The sequence below is a fragment of the Chryseobacterium sp. HNCC26DJ238 genome (assembly GCF_057180465.1).
In genome coordinates, this window is sequence record NZ_JBXUGI010000018.1 from 20,996 (window position 1) to 37,810 (window position 16,815).

At 35.4% G+C, this 16,815-nt stretch carries 17 protein-coding genes; 13 read left to right on the forward strand and 4 right to left on the reverse strand.

The features are described 5' to 3' along the window. Positions 1-23 precede the first annotated feature (23 nt). The 4 genes from AC2A07_RS16205 to AC2A07_RS16220 form a co-directional block, all read right to left on the reverse strand. Positions 24-635 carry a DUF4126 domain-containing protein gene (locus AC2A07_RS16205; RefSeq protein ID WP_484051248.1) on the reverse strand — a complete coding sequence of 204 codons (612 nt, stop codon included), beginning with the start codon at positions 633-635 and terminating at the stop codon, positions 24-26. 404 nt (positions 636-1,039) lie between these two features. Further along, positions 1,040-1,414 (reverse strand): ribonuclease P protein component, encoded by a 375-nt coding sequence (gene rnpA, locus AC2A07_RS16210; protein ID WP_484051249.1) that lies wholly within the window; start codon positions 1,412-1,414, stop codon positions 1,040-1,042. After that, a complete protein-coding gene (locus AC2A07_RS16215) occupies positions 1,401-2,138 on the reverse strand; it encodes a ThiF family adenylyltransferase (RefSeq protein ID WP_314493882.1) in 738 nt (245 codons plus the stop codon). The genes rnpA and AC2A07_RS16215 overlap by 14 nt, the downstream gene beginning before the upstream one ends. Further along, on the reverse strand, positions 2,131-2,697 hold the full coding sequence (locus AC2A07_RS16220; protein WP_314493880.1) for a TatD family hydrolase: 567 nt from the start codon (positions 2,695-2,697) through the stop codon (positions 2,131-2,133). The genes AC2A07_RS16215 and AC2A07_RS16220 overlap by 8 nt, the downstream gene beginning before the upstream one ends. Before the next feature lie 156 nt (positions 2,698-2,853). Here AC2A07_RS16220 and AC2A07_RS16225 point away from each other — a divergent pair, with 156 nt between their 5' ends. The 13 genes from AC2A07_RS16225 (at position 2,854) to AC2A07_RS16285 (ending at position 16,735) form a co-directional block, all read left to right on the forward strand. Then, a complete protein-coding gene (locus AC2A07_RS16225) occupies positions 2,854-3,483 on the forward strand; it encodes a TetR/AcrR family transcriptional regulator (RefSeq protein WP_484051250.1) in 630 nt (209 codons plus the stop codon). Between the two features lie 97 nt (positions 3,484-3,580). Then, positions 3,581-4,576 (forward strand): outer membrane protein assembly factor BamD, encoded by a 996-nt coding sequence (locus AC2A07_RS16230; protein WP_484051251.1) that lies wholly within the window; start codon positions 3,581-3,583, stop codon positions 4,574-4,576. A gap of 42 nt (positions 4,577-4,618) precedes the next feature. Beyond that, on the forward strand, positions 4,619-4,942 hold the full coding sequence (locus AC2A07_RS16235) for a DNA-directed RNA polymerase subunit omega (RefSeq protein WP_047443491.1): 324 nt from the start codon (positions 4,619-4,621) through the stop codon (positions 4,940-4,942). Positions 4,943-5,106: 164 nt separating this feature from the next. Then, positions 5,107-6,540, forward strand: a complete 1,434-nt coding sequence (locus AC2A07_RS16240; protein WP_484051252.1) for an MBOAT family O-acyltransferase — start codon at positions 5,107-5,109, stop codon at positions 6,538-6,540. Next, on the forward strand, positions 6,515-7,501 hold the full coding sequence (locus AC2A07_RS16245; RefSeq protein WP_484051253.1) for a hypothetical protein: 987 nt from the start codon (positions 6,515-6,517) through the stop codon (positions 7,499-7,501). The genes AC2A07_RS16240 and AC2A07_RS16245 overlap by 26 nt, the downstream gene beginning before the upstream one ends. Before the next feature lie 115 nt (positions 7,502-7,616). Further along, positions 7,617-8,819, forward strand: coding sequence for a bifunctional phosphopantothenoylcysteine decarboxylase/phosphopantothenate--cysteine ligase CoaBC (coaBC, locus tag AC2A07_RS16250; RefSeq protein WP_484051254.1), 1,203 nt, complete (start codon positions 7,617-7,619; stop codon positions 8,817-8,819). Between the two features lie 120 nt (positions 8,820-8,939). Beyond that, on the forward strand, positions 8,940-9,842 hold the full coding sequence (porD, locus tag AC2A07_RS16255; protein ID WP_484051255.1) for a type IX secretion system protein PorD: 903 nt from the start codon (positions 8,940-8,942) through the stop codon (positions 9,840-9,842). Between the two features lie 61 nt (positions 9,843-9,903). Beyond that, positions 9,904-11,553, forward strand: coding sequence for a DNA repair protein RecN (locus AC2A07_RS16260; protein ID WP_484051256.1), 1,650 nt, complete (start codon positions 9,904-9,906; stop codon positions 11,551-11,553). 335 nt (positions 11,554-11,888) lie between these two features. After that, positions 11,889-13,355, forward strand: a complete 1,467-nt coding sequence (locus AC2A07_RS16265) for a DUF5687 family protein (protein WP_484051257.1) — start codon at positions 11,889-11,891, stop codon at positions 13,353-13,355. Between the two features lie 4 nt (positions 13,356-13,359). Then, on the forward strand, positions 13,360-14,103 hold the full coding sequence (locus AC2A07_RS16270; protein WP_484051258.1) for an ABC transporter ATP-binding protein: 744 nt from the start codon (positions 13,360-13,362) through the stop codon (positions 14,101-14,103). A gap of 402 nt (positions 14,104-14,505) precedes the next feature. Beyond that, a complete protein-coding gene (locus AC2A07_RS16275; RefSeq protein WP_484051259.1) occupies positions 14,506-15,066 on the forward strand; it encodes an RNA polymerase sigma factor in 561 nt (186 codons plus the stop codon). Beyond that, positions 15,053-15,667 (forward strand): hypothetical protein, encoded by a 615-nt coding sequence (locus AC2A07_RS16280; RefSeq protein WP_484051260.1) that lies wholly within the window; start codon positions 15,053-15,055, stop codon positions 15,665-15,667. The genes AC2A07_RS16275 and AC2A07_RS16280 overlap by 14 nt, the downstream gene beginning before the upstream one ends. Before the next feature lie 30 nt (positions 15,668-15,697). Then, a complete protein-coding gene (locus AC2A07_RS16285; protein ID WP_484051261.1) occupies positions 15,698-16,735 on the forward strand; it encodes an outer membrane beta-barrel protein in 1,038 nt (345 codons plus the stop codon). Positions 16,736-16,815: the final 80 nt, after the last annotated feature.

Genomic DNA, 16,815 nt, shown 5'->3' on the forward strand with positions numbered 1-16,815 from the left:
ATTTATTTCTGCCGTTTTTATTTTCAGGTATTGGAAGCATTCTTCATTTTTTTTCTTTTTAATCTTCGCAGGGCCTTGCGACTTAGAACAATTACAGAGATTAATGTGATGATGGCTAATACTGCTGCCATTACCGGAGCTGCCATTGCTAAGATCGACATCAGCCCTGCCCCAGCAGTTTCAGTAGTCCCAACGACAGAATTTCCCAATCCACCGGTTGTTGCAGTCGACGCAGCCCTAAGGCCTGCAAATCCGGAACTGATCGTGGCTGCTGTTCCGCCGCCGGCAATAAGAGCAAGGGCCCACTGTGAAAATGTACCCATTTCTGTAAACTGACTGGCAAATAGTATCGATCCTGCAGCCGTTGCCATAGGGATAGAAATCGTATCAAGCAAATGATCTACAAAAGGAATATAGTAGGCCAGGATTTCGGCGATCATTGCTATTCCTATAGTGAGTAGGGCAGGTAAGCTGGATAGCCATTCAAAACTTTCGCTCACAGGAATCCAGTGAAAGTAGGATGCCAGGCTTACTGCAAACATGGGTAAAAATACTCTGAAACCGGATGCAGCAGCCAGACCGATACCTATAAAGGCACTCATTACATAGGGTAGAAAGGGAATTTGATCTAACATCTTAGTTCGTCAGTTGTTTCCTTAAAGCTACAAAAAATGTAAAAGCGTCCCGTAAGTAATTTTAAAAAAAATTAAAAGGGATAAGGCTGTATTTAAATCAGGCAGATTCTTTGGATTACGTACTTTGAAACAAATTGTAATATTGTACTTTACAGTTAAAGATCTCCTGATTATGCTGAAAGTATTTCTAAAGTTTAATAAAAAACTATGGATCATTTTTCTTCAGAAATTTTCCGTTCGAAAAATTAATAAAAAAAGGGATGTTGATTTCTGCCATTCATGAATTTAAATTACAGCAACAGTACGGGTGTTTTGACATCCCGGAAGAATCTTACCGGTTAATGAAATGATGGGTAAAACTATTCTGAACATTAATGTTAATGCTGATTTCTAAGATATGCACTTTAAGATTTCTTTTGTGACTGGCATAGTTTGATAAACTGTTCCTCCACCTCCTGAAATGTCTTCGGTAATTCAGAAGAAACCCAAAACAGCATTGCTGTCGTCTTTTCTCCGAAATATTCATTGAACAGATCCTTATTCAGGCGGTAACATTCCCGTAAAAGTCTTTTAATCCGGTTTCGGTGAACTGCTTTCTTGAAATATCTTTTAGAAACGGAAACGCCAAATTTCACGTTGTCTGTTAACAGGTCAGGATGATTCTTCAGAATAATAATTCGGAGATTTCCACTGTTCTTCCATTTGCCTTTCTCAAAAAGCAAAGTAATTTCATCCTTTTTCTTGAGTTTTTCCTTTTTAGGATATTTAAAGTTCTGCATCCGTCTTTTTCACTAAGTGATTGATGACTTCTGCAGCCGCATACAATCCGAAAATTGCAGGGATAAAACTTATGGTTCCGTAAAATGATCTTTTAAAATTACTTCCGTCAGTCATTTTTAGGCTGTTCTCATCCTGTATTTCAGTTGAAAAAACACATCGGATGCCCTTATCAATTTTTTCCTTTTTCAGTCTTTTTCTTACCTGTTTTGCAAGATGGCATTCTGCCGTTTTGTGGATATCTCTAACCATTACTTTTGAAGGGTCAGATTTTCCGCCTGCACCCATCGAACTGACAATTTTGATCCTTCTCCTTTTGGCGGCAATAATAAGACTCACTTTTGGCGTTATACTGTCGATACAATCAAGGATGTAATCAAATTTGCCATTATCTAAAACCTCACCCATTCTTTCCGGATTCAGAAATTCGTTGATTTTTACCAGTTCAAGTTTCGGATTAATATCCATCAGCCTTTCGGCAACAACTTCCACTTTATGCTTTCCTATTGTTGAGTGCAGTGCAGGCAACTGTCTGTTGATATTGGTAATGTCTACCGTATCGCCGTCCACAATCGTCATTTTTCCTACTCCGGCTCTTGCCAGAAATTCTGCAGCGAAAGATCCTACTCCGCCTAAACCTACTACGAGAACAGCAGCATTATTCAGTTTTTCAACACCATCTTCTTTAATCAGAAGCTCTGTTCTTTCCAGCCAAAACTTATCCATTTTTTATCGTATCTAAATTTTCTTTAATCTGCAATTGAATTTGTTCCATTGATATTTTCCTGATTTCAGAAACCTTTTGATACAATTCTCTGATATCAAAGTCATCATTATCAGTTTCTAAGAAAATTTTATCCAAAGGAACTTTTTTCAAAGTATCCTGCAAAGATAGATGATCCAAAACAGCTTTTCCAAAACTCAGGTAAAAATTATTCTTAAGAAGATCGTCTGCAACGCTCTGCTTTTTATTGAAGCCATGAATGATCATGGCCTGCTCAGATTTCTTTCTGAAAGAGATTACTTCGTAAAATTTCCTGACACAATGAATGATCAGAGGTTTCCGAATTTCGTTTGCCAGTTGAATCTGTCTTGAGAAAACCTCTTCCTGAATTTTCATGTCTATATTAACCAAACCATCAAGCCCGCATTCTCCAACTGCAAAACAGTTTTCTGAAACCGCCGCAGATTCAATCCATTTAAATTGATTTTCGATCTGCTCAACGTGAATGTCCTGTGGATGGATTCCGGCAGAATAACAAAGGTCAACCGGATTATTTTCCATGCCAAGGTTATAAATTCCGTAATTTATACCTTTTTTATGATGATGAAAATCAAAAAAGTCCATAATCAAAAATACAATAATAAAATTTTATGAAAAAAGTAAACATTCGTTTATTAAAGTGTCGGAATTTTCTTAGCTTTACTGAAAGCATCAGGCGTGGGGAAAAAATTTACGGATAAGCAGATTCATATTTTAGATATTGCTGAAGAGTTGATTGCAAAAAAAGGTTATGAAGGTACCTCCGTAAGAGATATCTGTTCTAAAGCCAATATTAACGTGGCAATGATCTCTTATTATTTTGGATCTAAGGAAAAGATGATGTCTTATCTTTATCAATACCGTGTATTGAAAACAAGAGAAAATTTTTCTGAATTTGCTGACACGATCAAAGATGGGAAACCGGAAATGCAGTTGAAGGAAATGATCAAGTATATTGTTGCCCAACTTTTTAAGTATAATTATTTTCATGGTTTCGTCACCCAGGAATTACGTCATACAGAAAACCTTAAAGATGAACTTCTTGATTTTTACCAGCTGTTTGTCAAGAAACTGGATGATGTCATTAAAAAAGGAGTTGCTTCAGGTGTTTTTACATTTACTCCCAAGCCTGAAGATATTCTGACTACCATTATAGGATCTACCCTCTTTGTCATTCGCAATAAAAATTTTTACGAGCTCTATGTTCCTCATAAAGATGAAGAGACCTATGCTAAGGAAGCAGAGAAAAAGGTGAGAATGAATCTTTTAATGAATGTTTTTGCTGTTTTGGGATACGTCGCAGACTAATTTTGCGTTAAATAATCATAAAAAAAAATCTTTTAGCAAAAAAGTTATATTTTTGCAAATTAATAGCTCGGTAAAACCGAAAACTGTTGAATTTTATATGAAGAAATATATTTTAGGTATTTTTGCCATAGCTGTCATTTCGGCGTGCACAAGCCAGCAAGATAAAGCGATGAAAAGCGCAGATAAAAATTTTATCCTAAAAGCGGCAAATGAAAATTTCGCTAAAAAGAAATGGAAAAATGCTTTGGCTCTTTACGACAGATTACCCAATCTTGTTGCAGGGACAGATGATGCGCCAAATGTGGTTTTTAACTCTGCTTACGCTAACTATTACGATAAAAACTATAAATTGGCAGGTCACCAGTTCAAAAACTTTGCAGTAAGTTTCCCTCAGGATAACAGAAAGGAAGAAGCGTCATATATGTCAGCTTTATGTTACTACAATGGTTCCATGGACTATAACTTAGATCAGACAAGTACAGAACTGGCTATCAATGAACTTCAGGATTTCCTGACTAATTATCCTAGTTCTGAACGTTCAAAAAACATCAGTACTTTGATTGATGAGCTGTCTTATAAATTAGAATTCAAAGCTTTTGAAAATGCGAAACAGTATTATAAAATGGCTGATTATAAATCTACGGCTGCCGCTTTTGAAAATGTATTAGAGGACTTTCCAAGTACAAAGCTCCGTCCGAAGATTTATGACTATATGATGAAATCACGCTATTTTTTAGCTATGGGATCAGCCTATGACCTGAAAGACGATCGTATAGAAAGTGCCTTATCTTTTACGAGACAGGTTGAGAAAGAACTCCCGGATACAGAATATTCTAAAACAGCAGTAGATTTCAGACAAAAGCTTGAAAAAGAGAAAAAGGATTTCGTTGTTGTAAAGAAACTGAATGATGAAAGAATCGCAATATTTACAGCAAAACAGAAGAAAGTTGCTGATAAATTAGCTGAACAGTCAAAAACTGAAAAGCAGATTAAAGATCAGGTATCCAATGAAAAGCAGGCAATGCAGATTCAGAGGGACAGTGCAGCGTTACAGACACCTCCTCCGGCTGCCACTTTCAGAATCCAAAGATAATTCGTAAATTTGCCATCTTATAAATAAAATAATTTTCTGAAAATGAGCGTAAAAGATACAAAAGCAGAAGTAAATACTATTACTTACGATAAAGATAAGATTGAAGATAAAGTAGGTTCAATCTATGAAGCTATTGTTATCATGGGGAAGAGAGCTGAACAGATCAATGCAGAAATCCGTACTGAATTACATAATAAATTAGACGAGTTCGCAGTTCACAATTCCACCCTGGAAGAAGTTTTTGAAAACAGAGAACAGATTGAGATCTCTAAGCATTATGAAAAACTTCCGAAACCGACTTCTATCGCTATTCAGGAATGGCTGGACGGGGAAGTATACTTTAGAAAAACTGAAGAAAGAAACTAATAGATCAGACGGTTGTTGTGATTTAGCAACTGTTTCAATTCTTAAAAAAATTCTATTAGACAATGTCTGATAGAATTTTTTTTATAACAAACCTCAGTGTAATTCATTACTGATATCATATTTGTAATCTAAATTATATATTATTAATAAATTTATAGACTCCCGTGTTATTTAATTCTGTCAGTTTCTTAATATTTCTTCCCATTGTATTTGTATTATACTGGTTCTTTTTTAATAAAAGGTACAAAGATCAAAACCTGTTGTTACTTTTTGCAAGTTTTTACTTTTATGCATGTTGGGACTGGCGGTTTCTGCTGCTTCTAATGTTTTCGATAGGATTGGATTTTTTTTCCGGTCTGAAGATTGAAAAAAGTAAAACAGGAAGAGAGGCAGGGATTTGGTTGACGATCAGTATAGGTATCAATTTAGGGTTTCTTGGATTTTTTAAATATTTCAACTTTTTTATTGAAAGCTTTTCTATACTTCTGAAAGGATTCGGGTTCAATGCTGATATGAGCTTACTGAATATAATCCTTCCGGTAGGAATCTCATTTTATACCTTTCATGGACTTTCGTATGTTATAGATGTTTATAAGAAAAGGATAAGTGCAGAAAAAAGTATTGTAGACTATAGTTTATTTGTAAGTTATTTCCCGTTACTGGTGGCCGGGCCCATTGAAAGAGCTACGCATCTTTTACCTCAAATCCAGAAAAAAAGGACTTTCAATTATGATCAGGCAGTAGATGGAATGAGACAGATACTTTGGGGGTTTTTTAAAAAAATTGTCATTGCAGATAATTGTGCCCCTGTAGTCAATGATATCTTTCTGAATTATCAGACAGAAAGTAGCAGTAATCTGGTTATGGGGGCTGTATTATTTGCATTTCAGATTTACGGGGATTTCTCAGGATATTCTGATATTGCATTAGGCGTATCACGGCTTTTTGGCATTGAGCTTCTTAAAAACTTTTCCTTTCCTTACTTTTCGAGGGATATAGCAGAGTTCTGGAGGAGATGGCATATATCGCTCTCCACATGGTTTCGTGATTATCTTTATATCCCTTTAGGCGGAAGCAGAGGAGGGATGTGGATCAAAATTAGAAATACTTTTATCATATTTCTGGTAAGTGGTTTCTGGCATGGAGCCAACTGGACCTTCATTGTGTGGGGAGGCCTTCATGCATTCTATTTTTTACCTTTATTGATTACAAACAGAAACCGGCAGAATTTAGAAATTGTTGCAGTGAATAAAAAAATTCCTTCATTCAGCGAGGGATGTCATATGTTTCTTACTTTTATCATGGTATGTTTTGCCTGGATTTTCTTTCGCTCAAAAGATGTTTCACAGGCAGTTTCTTACATTCAGAACATATTTAACAAGGCTGCATTTTCACTGCCTGATCCTTTCCCGTATAAAATTCTACTGCTGATTGGCATGATGATGCTGATCGAATGGATAAACAGGGATAAGTTTCATGGATTGGAAATCAAAAATTCTGATCGTTGGTTTAGAAGAGTCTTATATTTTATTATCATTTTCATTATTCTGCGATATGCAAATTTTGGAAATAATGAGTTTATTTATTTTCAATTTTGATATGAGAAGGTTTATCGTTAAAATCGTAGTCTGGTTGCTATGTATATCTTTTATTGGATATGCATTATGCTCTTTGAGTCCATATAAGTTCTATGGAGAATACTTCGTAAGACAGAAAATCAATTATTTTAATCAGCATCATAATAAATACAACGCTATTATTCTGGGAAGCAGCAGAATGTTCAGACAGATTAATCCGACGCTCTTAGATTCTGCTACGTCTCACCGGATCAGAGCATATAATCTGGCAGCCGGTGGAACTTTCTTTACAGAAAACAGATATATATACCGTCAGATGAATATCCCAGACCATGTTAAATATGTATTTTTTGAAATTCAGGATCTGCAGCCTTTCGATAAAAACTCATACGCTGAGAAAGTCATGTATTATCATGATTTTACGACAGTTGCTTTTGAGCTCAGGTATTTTACTGAAGAAAAAAATATCAATTCTTCATTTTTATCTATTTCTCATTTTTTTGCCAATATATTTTATTTTAAAAAATTAGGATCCAGAGATAAAACTAAAAATGAGTTTGTGTCGTCAAACAATGGATATTTTCCTTTAGAGAAAGATTATGATGAATATGAAAATATAAGAAATCTTAGACAGCAATATCTGAGGGATACAATGGTAATTTCTAAAGATAACAGATATTTAGAAAAGGAGCCCGGAAAAAAATTAAATCCGGCACTGATTCAGGATATCCGGATTTTAGCGGAAGGCTGTAAAAAAAGAGGAATCAAACTGATTCTGATACTGCCGCCTTTTGCGCAACCAACCGAATTGAATGAGATAAAAAAAATTACTGATACAAAAGTTTTGGATTTCTCATCCCGAAGTACATTTAAAGAATTGTATTATTCAAAGAACGTATACGATATAGGACATTTAAGCAGCAGTGGGAGTAAAGCTTTTACCTTAAAATTAGCTGACAGTTTAAACCATTCGATAAAATAATTTACAAAATTGAGGATAGGAAAAAAATATTCCGGTAATTTAAATTTTCACATTTTATTTTTTAAAAGTCCTTCTTAGAAAAAAGCAGTATTTTAGTACTTTAAAAATCATCTACATGAATATTTCCGGGAAAAAGATTCTCATTGCCGTTTCTGGTGGAATTGCTGCTTACAAAATTCACTTTCTTATCAGGGATTTTATCAAAAAAGGAGCAGAAGTCCAGATCATTATGTCTGCGGATGCTGAACATTTTGTAACGAAACTGAGTCTTTCCACTTTATCCAAAAACCCTGTGTATACAGACTTTTACGGTGATAACGGAACCTGGAACAGTCACGTAGAAATGGCACTCTGGGCAGATGTCATTATTATGGCTCCCTGTACAGCTCATACTTTAGCTAAAATGGTTCATGGAATCTGTGATAATTTAATGATTGCTACTTATATGTCAGCCAAATGCCCAGTTTTCATTGTCCCTGCAATGGATCTGGATATGTATCAGCATCCGTCAACGAGACAGAACTTAGAATTGGCAGAAGATTATGGTCATATTGTTATTCCTGCGGAAAGTGGTGAACTGGCAAGTGGATTGGTTGGTCAGGGAAGAATGGCTGAGCCGGAAACCATTTCGGGAGTAATAGAAGATTTTTTAAGTACGGGTATTAAAAAGTCGCTTCAGGAGAAAACTGTTTTAATCACGGCAGGACCAACATATGAAGCCATTGACCCTGTAAGATTCATCGGGAATCATTCATCAGGAAAGATGGGTTTTTCTTTAGCTGAAGAAGCAGCAAAAAGAGGCGCTAAAGTAATTTTAATCTCAGGACCGAGTTCTCTCAATTCAAAACATGAAAATATTGAACTTCACAGAGTAACCTCTGCAAAACAGATGCTCGATAAAGTATTTGAATTTTATGATGGAATTGATATTGGAATTGCCAGCGCAGCAGTTGCCGATTATACTCCAAAAGTCGTAGCTTCAGAAAAAATTAAAAAAAATGAAGATACTTTCTCCATAGAGCTGATAAAAAATCCGGATATTCTTAAAACAATGGGTAACCAAAAGACACATCAGTTTTTAGTGGGATTTGCTCTTGAAACGCAAAATGAGGAAGAAAATGCAAAAGGCAAGCTTAAAAAGAAAAACCTTGACATGATTGTGCTGAATTCGCTTCGTGATGAGGGGGCAGGTTTCAAAAAAGACACCAATAAAATAAAAATATTTACAGGGACAGAGAAAATAGAATTTGACCTCAAATCTAAAGAAAATGTAGCAAAAGACATTCTCGATACCATTGAAGCTCAGATTTTAAAATAAATTTTATAAATTTCCGTTCTCAACATTTATATTATAATAGAATCGCCAAATTGGTTTTGATTCATAAGTATTTACAAAAAGGAGATCCTGTATGATCTTCAAACAACAGACAGCCCACCTATGAAAAAATATACAATCTTTTTATTTTTACTTTTCTTTTATAATTTTAGTTTCCCGCAGGAGCTTTTAGCAACCGTTCAGGTTAATTCACAACAGATTCAGGGGAGTAACCAGCAGGCCTTTAAAGCTTTGGAGAAAAGCCTTAAAGATTTTATCAACAATACAAGCTGGACAGGCAAAAAGCTTCAGAATTTCGAAAAAATCAAATCAAATTTCTCTATTGTCCTGAGCAACAGGGATGGTAATAAATATACTGCAACTATTGTTATTCAGGCTGTACGTCCTGTTTTCAGTTCATCGTACGAATCTCCCTTAATTAATCTTCAGGATCAGAAGTTTGCATTTGACTATGTGGAGAACGAAAATCTGATCTTTAATGAAAGACAGTTTTCAGGTAAAAATCTTATTGATGTGATCAGCTTTTATGTATACTTGATTCTGGGTTATGATGCTGACAGTTTTCAGTCTTCAGGCGGAACGCAGTGGTTCAGTAAAGCGCAGCAGATTGCACAGAATTCCCAAAACCGTGGATATGATGGCTGGGGCCAGATCAATGATCCGAGAAGCCGGTCGATTCTCATCGGAGAAATTTTAAATCCAAACATGAGCCAGCTCCGTCAGTCGATTTATACCTATCACAGAGCCGGTTTAGACGGAATGTTCAATCAGGATCAGACACAGTCTAAAAAGATTATTTTTGATGCTTTAATGCAGTTGAAAACTTATGAAAACACGTTTCAGCAGAACTACTTCTTCAATACATTTATTACGACCAAAAATGATGAAATTTTCAATATTTTCAATTCAGGGAATAATGGTGGGATTGTATTGAATGATTTAAAGCAGCTGATGATTATTTTTGCGCCCAAGTTTACGGATACCAAATGGAATAAATGGAGATAAGACACCGAATTCCTGAATTCTAAATTTTATATTTGCAGTATAAAGAAATCTGCCACTCATCATGCTTTCGAGAATATATATTAAAAATTTTGCCCTTATTGACGCCTTGGATGTGTCTTTAAAAAATGGTTTACAGGTTATTACCGGGGAAACCGGAGCCGGAAAATCCATTATTCTGGGTGCGCTCCGATTGATTTTAGGGGAAAGGGCTGATGTGAAATCCATCTCAAAAACCGATGAGAAGAGTATTGTCGAAACCGAATTTGACCTGAATAATCAGTTTAAAAAATTCTTCATCGAAAATGATCTCGATTATGAACATCAGACCATTATCAGACGCGAAATTCTTCCCTCAGGGAAGTCAAGGGCATTTATCAATGATGTTCCGGTAACTTTAGATGTTCTTAGAGAACTGACTTCGCAACTGATCGATATTCATTCACAGTTTGAAACATCCAACCTCTTTACGGCAGATTATCAGTTTAAAATTATTGACGGACTTTCAGATAACAGAAAGATCATTGAAGATTACCAGCAGGATTTCTTAGAATTCCAAAGTTTGAAAACACAGCTTAAGAAATTTCATGCACAACTCTCAGAAAACACAAAAGAAAGCGATTACAAACAGTTTCTGCTCACTGAACTTGAAGATCTGAAATTAGATGATGTAGATTATGATGATCTGCAGAATCAGCTTTCTGTACAGGAGAATGCCGGAATGATTTCTGAAAATATTGCACAGATTTTATCAAGGTTTCATCAGGAAGAAATCGGAATTCTTTCTTTTTTTAATGAAGCTAAAAATAAACTGTCGAAAATTGCAGAAGTATCCCATACTTTTTCAGAGTTGGATGAAAGGCTTGAAGGTTCTTTTGTTGAAATGAAGGATATCCTTTCTGAACTTGAAGACGAAGCAGAAAAAATTGAAATCAATCCTGAAAATTTAGCCCTGCTCTCTGAGCTCAATAATAAGATCAATGCTTTATTTTTGAAACATAACGTTTCGGACCTGAATGAACTCATAGGGATCAGGGATCAGTTATCCGGAGAACAGAAAGGTACTGCAGAGATCGAGGCCTCGATTGCCGAAATTGAAATTAATATTTCAAAAAAAGAAAAATCACTTCAGGCGCTGTCTGAAAAACTTTCAAAAAACAGAAAGAAGAACGTTCCTGTCTTCATAAAAAAAGCAGAAGACCTACTGAAAAAATTAGGGCTTGAAAAAGCAAAAGTAGATATCGAATTGATCAACGTTCCGGAATTCAACTCATTTGGAAAAGAAAATATTCAGCTTCTGTTCCAGGCCAATTCAGGCTTTCCTTTAAAGCCGATTCAGACTGCTATTTCAGGAGGGGAAAGATCTCGTGTGATGCTGGCTGTAAAAAAGATCATCGCTGAAAGTGATATGCTTCCGACCCTTATTTTAGATGAGATTGACACCGGGGTTTCAGGAAAGGTTGCCGAAGAAATCGGAAATCTGATGCGGGAAATGTCTCAGGATATGCAGTTGATTGTGATTTCTCACTTAGCGCAGGTTGCTGCAAAAGGAAATGATAATTACAAAGTTGTAAAAGAAGATATCAACGGAAAAACTCAATCAACAATTATCACTTTAAGTGAAGAAGAAAAACTCAACGAAATTGCACAGTTGCTTTCAGGAAGTAAAATTACAGAGGCGGCAATGGCGCAGGCCAGAGAATTAATTGGTTAGTTGATAAAGCAGTTATAGATTCGCTACGGTATTTCGGTTTTGAAACGTTTTTAACGGAATATCACTTTACTTTCGGTAAACATATACAATATTTGTTTTTGAGCAACCGTCTGAGGAAATGACCGTATGATCATGACCAGATGTAACATCGATCTGACAGTTTCCTTCGATTGTTTGAACTTGTTTTTAATCAGACCATTTTTAACGGACTGTTTTTCTATTTTTAAAAGTTAAACTAAGAGTGGTTTTAAACTTTTATGACAAATAGTAATTCCATTTTCTGTAAAAACTGTAACAAATTATGTATTATGTTTACTAATGTAAAAAAGTAAACTATGTTCGTACAATTCCTGAGGTTAGAAATCAAAAGTTTTTTTCGGGGAACTTCTGTCGGAATTAATCTGGCCATGAAGATTTTCCGCTTCATCGGGATTCTTTCTTTTATCGCCTACTGTATAGGGGCAGCTTTCCTCGCTTTCTTCTATGTAAGAAAAGAGATGGAGGAAGATCCGGTAAAAATAGTGTCAAAATTCATGGTGGTTTTGTGGATAGCAGATCTGATTTTGAAATATCTGATGCAACAGATGTCTACACAGAATATCAAACCTTACCTGACGCTGAATATTCCTAAAAAAACTTTGGTTAATTATATGTTGATCAAGACTTTTCTCTCCCCATTCAGCTGGATGAATTCATTTTTCTTCGTTACTTTTTCGGTCATCTGTATGTTCAACGGTTTTGGGATCTTAGAAAGCCTGAGCTGGCTGATTGCGCTTTCACTGCTGTTTTATCTTAATAATTTCATCAATATTCTTTTTAACAACAGAGAAAATGTTGCAATTGGAGTTGGAATTACGTTTGCCGTAATCGGTGGGTTGGCTTATTATGATATCATTCCTCTTTTTGATTATTCTGAAAAACTTTTTTACTCGTTTTATGATCAGCCTTACTTTACTTTATTTGCGATTGCCTTGTTTGCGGGTCTGTGGTGGATATGTTTTAATCATGTAAAAAAAGAATTCTATCTTGATCAGGGCTTGGAAGCAAAAAAAACTTTTGGTAAAACCGAAAACATTGCTTTTCTCAATAAATATGGTGCCATTGGAAGTTTCATTAACAATGATATCAAAATGCTGAGAAGAAATAAAGTGACCAAAGGAGTTCTGATCGGAAGTTTTATGTTTATTTTTTATGGGCTGTTAATGTTTAGTTCACCGGTTTACAAAACACCTTATATGATGATGCTAATGGGATTGTTTGTGACGGGTGGTTTTCAGTTTCTCTTTGGCCAGAGGGTGCCTTCTTTCGACAGTTCTTATTATCCTCTCATGATGACGCTTAATGTTCCTTATAAAGAGTATCTCAAGGCAAAATGGTGGCTGATGATTATTGTTACAGCAGGGTCCATGGTTGTAGCACTGTTTTATGCGATTATCAGCTGGGATGTTTATTTCAGTTTTTTTGCCGCAGGCCTGTATAATATAGGAGTGAATTCTCAGCTGACCCTTTGGTCAGGAGCATACAGCAAAACGCAGATTGATCTCAATTCTAAAGAAAAAGTGATGGGACAGAAGAACAGTTTTAATTTGAAAAGTCTTTTACTGTTAATCCCTAAAATGCTTTTGCCCATTGCTGTTTTTGGAGCCACAAAATATTTTTTCGGAATGACTGTAGCCGTAATCAGTATAGCTGCTTTAGGTCTTATAGGCTTTCTGTTAAGGGAAAAAATATTTGATATTATCGTAAAACAGTATAAAAGCGAAAAATACAGCACATTAGACGCATTCACATCTAAAAATTAATTCAATGATCACCATAAATAATTTATCTAAAACGTACGGAAATACAACCGTTTTCAATATTGAAAGCCTTGAAATTCCTAGAGGGGAAACTTTCGGCCTTGTCGGAAACAATGGTGCAGGTAAAACAACACTTTTCAGTTTAATGCTTGATTTGATTCAGCCAACAACAGGATTTGTAAGTATTGATGGCATTAAAGTGAACGAATCTGAGACCTGGAAATCTAAAGTGTCTGCGTTTGTAGATGATACTTTTCTGATCGGATATCTTACCCCGGAAGAATATTTTTATTTCATTGGTGAACTCAGAGGGCAGAATAAAGCTTCTGTTGATGAATTTCTGAAGCAGTTTCATGATTTGTTCAATGGTGAAATCGTCAATTCAGGAAAATACATCAGGGACCTGTCTAAAGGGAATCAGAAAAAAGTAGGAATTGTAGGTGCAATTATCGGAAATCCGGAGATCATAATTCTGGACGAACCCTTTGCCAATCTCGATCCTTCTACCCAGATCAAACTTAAAAACTTAATTAAGGAATTAGCCAAACAGAGCGGAGTTACTTTCCTGATCTCCAGTCATGATCTGGCGCATACCACCGAAGTTTGCAACAGGATTGTTGTGGTTAATAAAGGTCTCCAGGTCAAAGATATACAGACAGATCCTGAAACATTGAAAGATCTGGAGCAGTATTTTGCTGACCAGGTGAATCCGGTTCAAAATCAATTGACTGAAGGTAATTCACAGGAATAAATTATTAAATTTATCAATCTGAATGATACAATCTGAAAGCTGACATTCAATGGTATAGGTATTATTTCTGATTCCTGTGAAAATGTTTCCCCGGCATGACTGTAATAGGACCGTTACCTATTCAAAAATGGCATTTGAAAAATTCAGCAATACTTACAGATCAGATCAGCCGATAATTTTGAAGAAGAAAAAAAACGTTAAAAAAGCATAGATATGGATGTTATGACTTCTCCCGACTTCAAAAATTAAAATAAATATTTTTTAATGACCACTTTCTTTATCAGAGTGGTTTTTTTATTTATTTCTCATTTTCAGCCAGTTAATAATTTAATTGAAATAAATTTTATTTGTTATGTAACCTTTTCGGTCTTTCATTGTCTTTACAGTAGAAACAGAATAACCATGAAACTTTTGTTTAAAAATAAAAAAGAAGATTTACTGAGCCGTTTGAAAAAACAGGATCCGGCTGCACAGAAGATTTTTTATGATCAGAGTGTGAAGAAATTCCTGAGTGTAGCGAAAAGTTATATCAGTGATATTTACCAGGCGGAGGACTGCGTCATCAAAGCTTTCTGTAAAGTTTTCAAACATATAGAGAGCTTTCGTGGAGATGGAAACTTTGAGGGCTGGGCAAGAAAAATCGTCGTTAACGAATGTCTTAATTTTATTAAAAGCCATAAAACGGTTTTTTATCTTGACGATGTTCATGCTTCGGTACTCGAAGAAATCCATGATGAGCAAATTGTTTTTGATTTCAATGCACAGGAACTTTTAGATCAGCTTCCGGATGCTTACAGAATGGTTTTCAACCTTTATGTAATCGAAGAATATTCGCATCAGGAAATTGCAGATACGCTGAATATTTCAACTGCAGTAAGTAAAACGCAACTCTTCAGAGCAAAAGAAAAATTAAGAAAGATCTACTTTCAACAACAAAAGAAACTGAAAAATGAAAACATCTAAAAATAATTTGGATTATCAGATCAAAAAGAAAATTTCTGAAAGAGAGATTGCTCCTTCAAGAGATTTGTGGTCTGAAATTGAAACGCAGATTCATCCGGTTAATGATTCTCAGACAAAAAAAATCAATTGGTTTTTGGTAGCTGCCTGCCTGGTTTTGACTTTAAGTTTAGGAGCCGTATTATTTTTTGATCAGGAACCTTCACCGGCATTACAGGTTGCAGAAACTGACACTGCAGAAATGAAAGATAATTCTGTGGTAACAGAAAGAATAAAGTCTTCTGAAACTCTACGGAAACAGGAAAAGTATGTTGAAATGGAAAAGATTCCCTCTCAATTGAAATCCGGAACTGAAACTTCTGAAACTGTCACAGAGAAAATAGAACTTCCGGTTATCAGGGAAACTTCCAGGGAAATAGCAGTAAAGATTACTCAAATCCCGGCGGAGAAGATTCTGGCAAAAACAGATTCTGCAAAGGTGCAGGTAAAAAAGAAAAGATATGTCGATCCGTCAACACTTCTTTTCTCGGTAGAGCATAAAGATGTCATCGAAAAAACCAAAGAAGGAAGCAACGTTGCAACCATCGATCTGAATACCAAATAAATTAATTTAAACTAAAAAAAAAATAATACTATGATTAAGAAATTTATCATCGCAGGAATGTTGTGCCTTGTTGCAACGTCTGTGAATGCACAAAAAAGATTAAAACTGAATTTGCAGTCAAAGGAAAACACCGAAGTGAGCCCGATTGTAAAAGAAAAAGTAGATGAGTATGCAAAAAAGATCGACGCCATTATCCAGGAAGAAAAAAAACTGATGGAAGCTGAGCTTTTAATTCTTCAGTCAAAAAACCTGGAGAAAGCAGAATTCGACAGACAGAAAGCAGAAGTAGCAGACCGCTATTCAGAAAAAATTGATCAGAGAATTGAAACTTTAGGATTTGATCTTGATACCGTTATTCAAAAGCAGGTAAAATATTCTCTGTTGAATTCAGATGTCACCTCCAGTGAAGAACTGAAAGCAAAACTGATGAAGAAATTCCGTGCTACGAAGGATTTTTCAGGATACTTCACATATGGGATCATGAATCTTACCAATAATCTACCCGATAATACACTGGATAAAAATATGGGATATGCCAGTAATCTTGAATTTGGTTTGAAATTTAATTATCAGTTCAGCAGAACCAGTCCGTGGGGACTGATTTCAGGGATCGGATTTTCATGGAGAACCCTTCGTGCGGATAACAATATGATCTTTGCTAAAGATGGCAATGCCGGAGTTTACCTTACAGAATATCAGGGAAGTGTTGATAAAACGAAATTGAGAACCGGTTATATCATGGTTCCTCTCGGCTTTCAATATAATTTTTCAAAATTGAAAAATGCAGGAATGGATGTTCAATATAGACCTTACTCTGACGGTTTCAGGGTAGCAGCGAATATGTATGGAGGAGTACAGATGTCTACCAACAATATTGTAAGAGGAAATGGTCCGGATTTCAGAGAAAGAGGGAATTACCAGGTAAATCCATTTGTTTACGGCGCTCAGCTGACGGTATCGTATGATAATTTCAGTCTTTTTGTTAAAAGGGATTTCAGCAATTACTTCAAAGGAAATCATTTCGAAAATGATAAAGCTATTATTTTTGGTATAGGATTTGGATTATAGATTACACACATTCATATTAACAGAAAACTCCGTGAAATTCTTTCCACGGAGTTTTTTTATCAATTATTTAAAAAGGTGTT